Genomic DNA, 9,755 nt, shown 5'->3' on the forward strand with positions numbered 1-9,755 from the left:
ACCGCCAGGCCCCGGTCTCAGGTGCGGGCGTCGCCGCCGCCGCCAGCGGCCTGAGGCAGGATGACGGCGCGGTCATCGGTGGGGACCGGCGAGCCACCGCTCTTGTTGGTGGTCCCGCCCAGCAGCACCCCGTCACCGACCGCCGCCAGCCCGGTGATACGGCCGTAGCGGCCCTCGGCCAGCGGCTCGGGTTGGCCGCGCGCCGCCCCACCGGTCAGGGCGAGGGTGTCGGCGCGTTCGCCGTCCGGCAACGCCAGGGCCAGTGAGTCCTGAGCCGCGGCGCACCCTCCGGCCGAACGCTGGTCGGGCCAGGTCCAGATGACGCGATCGGCGCTCCGTATCACCGCACCGCGGTCGGTGACGGCGGCGAGGTAGAGCTCGGACCCATGGGTGCACAGTCCGGTGATCCGACCCACGTCACGGGCGACGACCTCAGGGTTCTGCGCGGTACCGATGCCCCTGAACCCGGGGAATCTCACGACGTCGGAGCCCACGCCCACCGTCAGGACCGCGTCGACGAACGCGAGGCCCCCGGTCTCGGCGGGGGCGAGTTCGGCGACCGTCCTGGGCGCATCCCCGCGCGCGAGTCGTTCGACCCTGGAGGGGCCGTCGCCGACGACGAGGAGATACAGCAGCCTGTCCTGGGCGAAGTCCGGGGAGGGCGCCACGGCCGCCACGCGACCGCCACGCGGGTCGACCCGGCCGAAGTCCTCGGGAGGACCGTCCACCGAGACGATCTTGACGGCCCCCGTCGACTCCGCCACCAGCGCCCGCTCTCCGAGGCCGGCGACCGCGACGGCCGGCTCGAGGCATGTCGCGATGACGGCCGGATCCGGGTCCACACACGGACCGGTGGCCGGCGGTGTGTCCTGCTCGTCCGGGCGCGGAGACGAGGTCGGCGGGGGGATCCCCGGCGGGGTGGACGGTGGGCCCGCATCCATCCCCGGGCCCGGTGCGGGGGTGAAGGGGGCCTCGAGACGATCGTCGAACCTCGCGCACCCGGCCGTCACCATGACCAGGACCACCAGCAGCGAGAGCGATCTCATGACGACAAGACTACGGTGCGCCGTGTCCTGGGTGCGGGTGCCCGGGAAGCGGCCTATGGTCGCAGGGTGACTTCCTCAACGCCCGGAGACGACGCCCGAACCGAGATGATCCACGACGTCGACTACCCGCTCGACGTCCCCGAGGCCACGAGGACCGGTCCCAGCCCGGGATCCGCGGACTCGGCGACCACGGCATTCCCGGCGGCGACCCGGACGGATTACTCCCACTACCCGGACTCCGGTGCCTACGACACGTCGACGCCGCTGCCGTTCGGTGACCAGCCCACGACCATCGCCCCCGAGACCCGGGACGAGATCCCGCGGCGCGGCACGGCGGACTTCGGGTTGTTCCTCCTGCGTCTCGCGGTGGGCGTCCTGCTGGCGATGCGGGGTCTGCAGAAGCTCTTCGGTCTGTTCGGGGGCCCGGGTCTCGACGGGTTCACGCAGACCCTCACCGAGTCGGGCTTCGAACAGGCCCGGCTCCTCGCGATCACCGGCGGCGTCGTCGAGCTGGTCGCGGGGACTCTGCTCGTCGTGGGCCTGGCCACTCCGGTCGCGGCGGCGGGGTTGCTCGGCATCGTCGGTCTGGGCCTCGCCGTCCGGCTCACCGGCGGCGACCCCATTCCTCTACTCGGTGAGACGACCCGTGGGCTGGAGACGTCGGTGCTGTACATTGCGGCGCTGCTCGCCCTGCTGTTCGCGGGTCCCGGACGGTGGTCTGTCGACCGTAAGTGGCGATGGTCGCACCGCCCCCGGTTCAGCGGCGCGATCTGGCTGCTGCTGGCCGCCATCGCGGCGGGAGTGATCTGGTACCTGCTCAACGGCACCAATCCGCTGACGTCCACCACCGACAGCCCCGCGGTCACCGCCAGCTGAGGGCCGGGACCGCGGGGGCCCGAACGAGGGTCAGTCGGGCAGGATCCGGACCGCACCCTTGTCCGCAGACGACGCCATGGAGGCGTAGGCCCGCAGCGCGGAGGAGACCTTACGGTCGCGGGAGCCCGGGCGCCAGGGGGTGGGCCCCTTGGCCGCCCGGCGGCGGTTCAACTCGTCGTCGTCGACGTCCACCGAGATGGATCGGGTGGCCACGTCGATCGTCACCACGTCCCCGTCCCGGATCAACCCGATCGGGCCACCGGCCGCGGCCTCGGGCGCGATGTGCCCGATGGACAGGCCCGACGAGCCCCCGGAGAACCGTCCGTCGGTGATGAGTGCGCATTTGGTCCCCAGGCCGGCGCCCTTGATGAACGCGGTGGGGTGGAGCATCTCCTGCATCCCCGGCCCGCCGGCGGGACCCTCGTACAGCACCACCAGCACCTCACCGGGCCGCAGGGTCTTGTTCAGGATCACCGAGACCGCCTGCTCCTGGGACTCCACGACCCGGGCGGGGCCGCTGAAGTGGAAGTTCTCCTCGGAGACGCCGGCCGTCTTGAAGACCGATCCGTCCGGGGCGATGTTCCCGCGCAGCACGGCCAGCCCGCCCTCTGCGGTGGCCGGGTGCTCGACGGAATGGATGCACCCGCGCACGGCGTCCGTGTCGAGTGACTCCCAGCGGTTGTCCGTGGAGAACGGTTCGATCGTCCGGACCCCGCCCGGGGCGGCGTGGAACAACTCGACGGCCTTCTCGGTGGCCGAGCCACCACGGATGTCCCAGTCCGCGATGTACTGCTCGAGCGAGGGGGAGTGGACGGAATGGACGTCGGTCTCCAGCAGCCCACCGCGGAACAACTCGCCGAGGATCGCCGGGATGCCGCCGGCCCGGTGGACGTGTTCCATGTAGTAGTCGGAGTTGGGTGCGACCTTGGCCAGGCAGGGGATCCGGCGGGAGATCCGCTCGATGTCGGACAGGTCGAAGTCCACCTCGCCCTCCTGCGCGGCGGCCAGGATGTGCAGCACGGTGTTGGTGGAGCCGCCCATCGCGACGTCCAGCGCCATGGCGTTGGTGAAGGCCTCCCTGGTGGCCACCGCGCGGGGGAGGACGGACTCGTCGTCGTCGCGGTAGTACCGCGTGCACAGCTCCACGATGAGCCGGCCCGCCTCGGCGAAGAGCTCCCGCCGTGCGCTGTGGGTGGCGAGGGTCGAGCCGTTGCCCGGGAGGGACAGCCCCAGGGCTTCGGTGAGGCAGTTCATCGAATTGGCGGTGAACATGCCCGAGCAGGACCCGCACGTGGGGCACGCCGAGCGTTCGATCGTGTCGAGGTCCTCCTGCCCGACCGCCGTGTTGGCCGAGGCGGAGATCGCGGTGATGAGGTCGGAGCCGGCCTTGACCACGCCGTCGACGACCACCGAGAACCCGGACTCCATGGGTCCACCGGAGACGAACACCGTGGGGATGTTCAGTCGCATCGCCGCGTTGAGCATGCCCGGGGTGATCTTGTCGCAGTTGGAGATACACACCAGTGCATCGGCCGTGTGGGCGTTCACCATGTACTCGACGGAGTCGGCGATGATCTCGCGGCTCGGCAGCGAGTACAACATGCCCGCGTGGCCCATGGCGATGCCGTCGTCCACGGCGATGGTGTGGAACTCCCGGGCGACGCCGCCCGCCGCGGTGATCTGCTCGGCGACGATCTCGCCGACGTTCTTCAGGTGCACATGCCCCGGGACGAACTGGGTGTACGAGTTGGCCACCGCGATGATCGGCTTGCCGAAGTCGGCGTCGGTCATGCCGGTGGCGCGCCACAGGGCGCGCGCCCCCGCCGCGTTGCGTCCGGCTGTGCTGGTACGTGACCTCAGGGCGGGCATGGGACCTCGATCGGTTCTCAGGACTACGGGACGTGCGCCCCGTCTGAGCAGCACCGCGACAGGACCGGGGAACCGCCAGGGGGTCGGTCCTGCGACCGGGCCCGTGACGTGCGGCGGAGCGCTCGAGGGGACGGGTACACAGTACCCCCGGAGGCAGGAGTAGCTTCGTTCCGGTCGGGCGAGAGACCGACCGGCGTTCCACACGAATGAGGTTCACCATGACCGACTCGACCGACGTGACCGACTCGGGCCACACCGGAGGCGTCCGCGAGTTCGTCTCGCACTCCGCGGGCGCCGTCGTCCTGGTCTGCGGATTGTTCTTCCTCCTGTCGTTCATGTACCTCGGAGGCACCGCGGACCCCCAGGCCCATGCCCGCCACATCCCCGTGGCGGTGGTGGACTCCGACGCCGGCGCGTCGTTGGACACCCCGGTCGGGGTGCGGGAGCTCGACGTGGGATCACAGATCACCGCCGGCCTGCTGCAGAACAACGACTGGGAGAGGATCCGGCTGCACGTCGTGGATCCCGATACGGCGGAGGAAGGTCTGCGCAACGGGACGTACTTCGGCGCCGTGACGATCCCCGCGGATCTGAGTGAGCGGGTGGTCGGCCTGGTCGAGGCGGCCGCCACCGAGGCGGGGGACGCCGCCGAGCCCCCCGCGCCCGCGCACATCACCCTCGAGTACTCCCCCCGGGTCTCGATCGTGTCGAGTCAGGTCATGAACACCATGGCGGACGCGATGCAGGAGTCGTTGCGCGATCGGATGGGATCCAGGATCCTCCAGGACTCGCAGCTGCTCGCCGAGGCGGAGGGCAGGACGATCGGGGCCGCGGCGACTCTCGCGCTCCAGGATCCGGTGGGGATCGACGTGGTGGCGTGGAACCCGCTGCCGGAGGGGGTGTCGAACGCCTCGCTGCCGATGTTCTACGCGCTGATCGTCGTGCTCGCGGGGTTCACCGGGGCGATGATCATCTCCGCCGTGCTCGACGCCCGTCTGGGGTTCATCCCGCTGGAGATCGGACCGCTGGCGCTGCACGTCCACGTGGCCCCGTTCGGTCGGCTCCAGACCCTCGCCCGCAAATGGGTGGTGACGCTGGTGACGGCCCCGCTCGTGTCCGGACTGACCCTTCTCGTCGCACACATCATCGGGGTCACGGGGTACGACCCGTGGCACCTGTTCTGGTTCTCGAACCTGGTCATCGTCGCGGTCGGGATCTGTGCCCACACCATCATCGCGGCGATCGGCAACGCCGGCCTGCTGGTCAACCTCGTGGTCTTCGTGGTGCTGGGCATCCCCACGTCGGGAGGCGCCACCCCGACCCAGATGCTTCCGCAGGTGTTCGTGGCGATCGGGAACCTCCAACCGATGCACCAGGCCTACCTGGGGATCCGCTCCGTCATGTTCTTCGACTCGAGCTGGGACGCGGGTCTGGGACACGCGGTCTGGGTGCTCGGTGGCTGGGCCGTGGCGGGACTACTCGCAGGGGTGGTGATCACCCTGCTGTACGAACGGATGGGGATGCGGCGTCAGGCCGTGGCGGAGCGGGTGCCGGCGGGCCGTCGCTCAGCCGACGTCGTCGGTCCGCGAGGCGGAGTAGGGGTCGCGGATGCGCCCCCGACTGGCGACCGAGAGCCGGGGGAGATCGTGGAACGAGACCCCGCCCATCGGGAATGAGTGGTCGGTGGTGGTGACCAGGCGGGCGAAGCCGTTCTTGGGGAACAGCACCCCCTTGACCTCGTCCCACGGCACGAACCTGCGCGCCCGCCAGGACGACAGGTGGACACCGTCCTCGTCGAGTCTGGTGTTGGTCCGCGCGATCCACCACCCGAACGCGATCGGGAGCAGCACGAGCCATCCGAGAGCGACGGGGTAGGTGCTGACGGGCCAGAGGATCGCCAGGACGACGACGGCGATGACGGCGTAGGACATGGGGTTGACCCGGAACAGTGCGCGGTCGCTCGGCGTGGATTCCGGGTGGGGTGCTCTGAATGGGGCGCTCATGATGCCCTCCACTGTCTCACGGTCCACGATGTGGGATCGGGTATCCACGAGTTGACGACCGTGACGGCCGGGGCCTAACCTGAGCGCGTGAACACCTGGAACGGTCTAGTACTCGGCCGGCGCGTCGGCGCCTGAGCCGCTACCTGGCTTTCCGTCGACGCGCACCCTCGCCGGCCCCCGTGGCCGTCGGGGGTTTTTTGTTGCCGGGTTCCCCTGGTCCCACCGGACCGGGTGCGGCGACGAACGTCAGCTCCACGACCACCATGAAGGACAGTTGAAGTGAGCGCACCAACGGCACAGCCCGGACCCCGTCCGGGTGCAGAGCACAGGGCCCGGTCCGCGGCCCCCGAGCGGATGACGGGCGCCCAGGCGGTGGTCCGGTCCCTCGAGGAGATCGGCACCGAGGTCGTCTTCGGGATCCCCGGCGGCGCGATCCTGCCCGTCTACGATCCCCTCTACGACTCGGTCAAGGTCCGACACGTGCTGGTCCGGCACGAGCAGGGCGCAGGTCATGCGGCCACCGGGTACGCGCAGGCCACCGGCCGGGTCGGCGTCTGCATGGCCACCTCGGGCCCGGGGGCCACCAACCTCGTCACGCCGCTCGCGGACGCGCAGATGGACTCGGTTCCGATCGTCGCCATCACAGGGCAGGTGGGCACCGCGCTCATCGGCACGGACGGCTTCCAGGAGGCCGACATCTCCGGCATCACCATGCCGATCACGAAGCACAACTTCCTCGTCTCGCACGGCGAGGACATCCCGCGGATGATCGCGGAGGCCTTCCACATCGCGCAGACCGGCCGACCGGGCGCGGTGTTGGTGGACATCCCCAAGGACGTCCTGCAGGCCGAGATGACCTTCTCCTGGCCCCCGGAGATGAAGCTGCCCGGGTACCGGCCGGTGACCAAGCCCCACGGCAAACAGATCCGGGAGGCGGCACGGCTCATCGCCAAGGCCGAGCGACCGGTCCTCTACGTCGGCGGGGGCGTGATCAAGGCGGACGCCTCGGCGGAGCTGTTGGCCCTGGCGGAGCTCACGGGGATCCCTCTGGTCACGACGCTGATGGCGAGGGGCGCGTTTCCCGATTCACACCGGCTCCACTACGGCATGCCCGGCATGCACGGCACCGTGGCCGCGGTCGCCGCGCTCCAGAAGTCGGATCTACTCGTCACGCTGGGCGCCCGTTTCGACGACCGGGTGACCGGCCAGCTCGACACCTTCGCGCCCGGGGCGAAGGTCATCCACGCCGATATCGATCCGGCGGAGATCGGCAAGAACCGCGCCGTCGACGTCCCGATCGTCGGCGACATCAAAGAGGTGCTGGTCGAGCTCGTCCAGACGCTGCGCGGAGAACGCGATGCCGGCGCGCTGCACGAGCCCACCGGGTGGGTGGGCGAGTTGGACGAGATCCGGTCCGAGTACCCGCTGGGTTACGGGCCGCAGTCCGACGGTTCGCTCTCCCCGGAGTTCGTGATCGAGCGGCTCAGCGCGGCCGCCGGGCCGGACGCGATCTACTGCGCGGGGGTCGGCCAGCATCAGATGTGGGCCGCGCAGTTCGTGCAGTACGAGAAGCCGCGCACGTGGCTAAACTCGGGCGGCCTCGGGACCATGGGGTACTCGGTGCCCGCCGCGATGGGCGCCAAGTTCGGTCGGCCGGAGGCCGAGGTGTGGGCGATCGACGGTGACGGCTGCTTCCAGATGACCAACCAGGAACTCGCCACCTGTGCGATCGAGGGCGCGCCCATCAAGGTGGCCCTGATCAACAACGGCAACCTCGGCATGGTCCGTCAGTGGCAGACGCTGTTCTACGACCAGCGCTACTCGCAGACGGACCTGTCGACCCAGTCCATGCTCATCCCCGATTTCGTGAAGCTCGGCGAGGCCCTGGGGTGCGTCGCGCTCCGATGTGACCGCGCGGAGGACGTCGATGAGGTGATCTCCCGGGCCCGGGAGATCAACGACCGACCGGTGCTCATCGACTTCATCGTGGGCAAGGACGCCCAGGTGTGGCCGATGGTCGCCGCGGGCACGTCCAATGACGAGATCATGGCGGCGCGGGACATCCGGCCGCTGTTCGACGACACCGATTCCGTGGCCGACGACGCCGCGGATGTCCACGATGTGACCGAGCGGATCGACGCCGCCGTGCTCGCCGCCCAGGAGGAGGACCAGTGACCGCCCGCTCCCACACCCTGAGCGTGCTGGTGGAGGACAAGCCCGGCGTGCTCGCGCGCGTGGCGTCGCTGTTCTCCCGGCGCGGGTTCAACATCGAGTCCCTCGCGGTGGGTCCCACGGAGACCGACGGTCTCTCGCGGATGACGATCGTCGTGGCCGTCGAGGACTTCCCCCTCGAACAGGTGACCAAGCAGCTCAACAAGCTGGTCAACGTGATCAAGATCGTGGAGCAGGACCCGGCCGGTTCGGTCGCCCGGGAACTCACACTGGTCAAGGTCCGCGCCGACACCACCAATCGTGGCCAGATCGTCGAGATCGCCAGTCTCTTCCGCGCCCACGTCGTGGACGTCTCCCCGGAATCGCTCACGCTCGAGGCCACCGGTACCCCCGACAAGCTCGACGCGCTGCTGCGCATGCTCGACGGCTACGGGATCCGCGAGATCGTGCAATCCGGCATGGTCGCGCTGGGACGCGGCCCCAAGTCCATCACCACCACTCGATAGTCTCGACTCCTACACAAGTCTCGGCTTCACGAACCAACACGAAGGGAATCCACCATGGCAGTGGAGATGTTCTACGACGACTCGGCGGATCTGTCGCTGATCCAGGGCCGCAAGGTCGCCGTCATCGGTTACGGCTCACAGGGCCACGCGCACTCGCTGAGCCTGCGCGACTCCGGTGTCGAGGTCGCGATCGGTCTGCGTGAGGGGTCCAAGTCCCGCGCGAAGGCCGAGGAGGCCGGCCTCACGGTGATGACCGCCGCCGAGGCCAGCAAGTGGGCCGACGTCATCATGCTGCTCGCCCCCGACACCTCGCAGGCCCAGATCTTCACCGAGGACATCGAGCCCAACCTCAGCGACGGCGACGCGCTGTTCTTCGGCCACGGCCTCAACATCCACTTCGGCCTGATCACGCCCGCCGAGGGCGTCACGGTCGCGATGGTCGCCCCGAAGGGTCCCGGCCACCTGGTGCGCCGTCAGTTCGTCGACGGCAAGGGCGTCCCGGCGCTCATCGCCGTGGAGCAGGACCCGAAGGGCGAGGGCGAGGCGCTCGCGCTGTCCTACGCCAAGGCGATCGGCGGCACCCGCGCGGGCGTCATCAAGACCACCTTCAAGGACGAGACCGAGACCGATCTGTTCGGTGAGCAGGCCGTGCTCTGCGGCGGTACCGAGGAGCTCGTCAAGACGGGTTTCGAGGTCATGGTCGAGGCGGGGTACGCCCCCGAGCTCGCCTACTTCGAGGTGCTGCACGAGCTCAAGCTCATCGTCGACCTCATGTACGAGGGAGGCATCGCGCGCATGAACTACTCGGTGTCCGACACCGCTGAGTTCGGTGGCTACCTCTCGGGCCCGCGCGTCATCGACGCCGGTACCAAGGAGCGCATGAAGGAGATCTTGGCCGACATCCAGAACGGCACCTTCACCAAGCGTCTCGTGGCCAACGTCGAGGGTGGCAACAAGGAGCTCGAGCAGCTTCGCAAGGAGAACGCGGAGCATCCGATCGAGGTCACCGGCCAGAAGCTGCGTGATCTGATGAGCTGGGTCGACCGGCCGATCACCGAGACCGCCTGAGGCCCATGTAGGGTCCAGCGGGATCGATTCCCGACTGTCAGGAGGACCGCCGTGCGCCACTTCAACCGAGGAGTGGGGGCGGCGGTTCTCTCGTTCTGTCTGGTCGCGGCCACTGCCGCGTGCACCTCCGGGCCCGCCGACGCGTCGCCGGGTATCACCGCCGCGCAGGTCGAGGGTGCGAGGGTCGCCGTGGACGCCGACGAGTCCGGTGTCGA

Annotated in this window: 8 protein-coding genes; 5 read left to right on the top strand and 3 right to left on the bottom strand. The window is 69.5% G+C overall.

Going from position 1 to position 9,755, the window contains the following annotated elements; translation table 11 throughout:
* Nucleotides 1-17 precede the first annotated feature (17 nt).
* Nucleotides 18-1,046: an oxidoreductase gene (locus tag IY392_RS10940; RefSeq protein ID WP_194861223.1), complete on the bottom strand. Its 1,029-nt coding sequence runs from the start codon at nucleotides 1,044-1,046 to the stop codon at nucleotides 18-20.
* Between the two features lie 66 nt (nucleotides 1,047-1,112).
* Here IY392_RS10940 and IY392_RS10945 point away from each other — a divergent pair, with 66 nt between their 5' ends.
* Entirely contained in the window at nucleotides 1,113-1,922 is an 810-nt protein-coding gene (locus IY392_RS10945) for a DoxX family protein (protein ID WP_309234154.1), read from the top strand.
* 30 nt (nucleotides 1,923-1,952) lie between these two features.
* Here IY392_RS10945 and ilvD read toward each other — a convergent pair whose 3' ends face one another.
* Nucleotides 1,953-3,791, bottom strand: a complete 1,839-nt coding sequence (gene ilvD, locus IY392_RS10950) for a dihydroxy-acid dehydratase (RefSeq protein ID WP_182611893.1) — start codon at nucleotides 3,789-3,791, stop codon at nucleotides 1,953-1,955.
* Between the two features lie 218 nt (nucleotides 3,792-4,009).
* Here ilvD and IY392_RS10955 point away from each other — a divergent pair, with 218 nt between their 5' ends.
* Nucleotides 4,010-5,467, top strand: a complete 1,458-nt coding sequence (locus tag IY392_RS10955; RefSeq protein WP_228549287.1) for a DUF3533 domain-containing protein — start codon at nucleotides 4,010-4,012, stop codon at nucleotides 5,465-5,467.
* Here the strand turns inward: IY392_RS10955 and IY392_RS10960 are convergent.
* Nucleotides 5,357-5,794, bottom strand: a complete 438-nt coding sequence (locus tag IY392_RS10960; protein WP_156607188.1) for a PH domain-containing protein — start codon at nucleotides 5,792-5,794, stop codon at nucleotides 5,357-5,359. The two genes, IY392_RS10955 and IY392_RS10960, sit on opposite strands and share 111 nt — an antisense overlap.
* Before the next feature lie 279 nt (nucleotides 5,795-6,073).
* Here IY392_RS10960 and IY392_RS10965 point away from each other — a divergent pair, with 279 nt between their 5' ends.
* From IY392_RS10965 to ilvC, 3 genes are read left to right on the top strand one after another with little or no spacing between them, the layout of a single operon-like run.
* On the top strand, nucleotides 6,074-7,969 hold the full coding sequence (locus IY392_RS10965) for an acetolactate synthase large subunit (RefSeq protein ID WP_107756691.1): 1,896 nt from the start codon (nucleotides 6,074-6,076) through the stop codon (nucleotides 7,967-7,969).
* The gene (ilvN, locus tag IY392_RS10970; RefSeq protein ID WP_017837033.1) at nucleotides 7,966-8,472 is read left to right on the top strand and encodes an acetolactate synthase small subunit; all 507 of its coding nucleotides are present in this window, start codon (nucleotides 7,966-7,968) and stop codon (nucleotides 8,470-8,472) included. The genes IY392_RS10965 and ilvN overlap by 4 nt, the downstream gene beginning before the upstream one ends.
* 54 nt (nucleotides 8,473-8,526) lie before the next feature.
* Complete coding sequence (ilvC, locus tag IY392_RS10975) at nucleotides 8,527-9,540, top strand: ketol-acid reductoisomerase (protein ID WP_107756690.1); 1,014 nt, start codon at nucleotides 8,527-8,529, stop codon at nucleotides 9,538-9,540.
* The last annotated feature ends 215 nt before the right edge of the window (nucleotides 9,541-9,755 follow it).

Origin of the sequence: Dietzia sp. SYD-A1 (assembly GCF_015356725.1) — a bacterium.
Lineage (GTDB): Bacteria > Actinomycetota > Actinomycetes > Mycobacteriales > Mycobacteriaceae > Dietzia.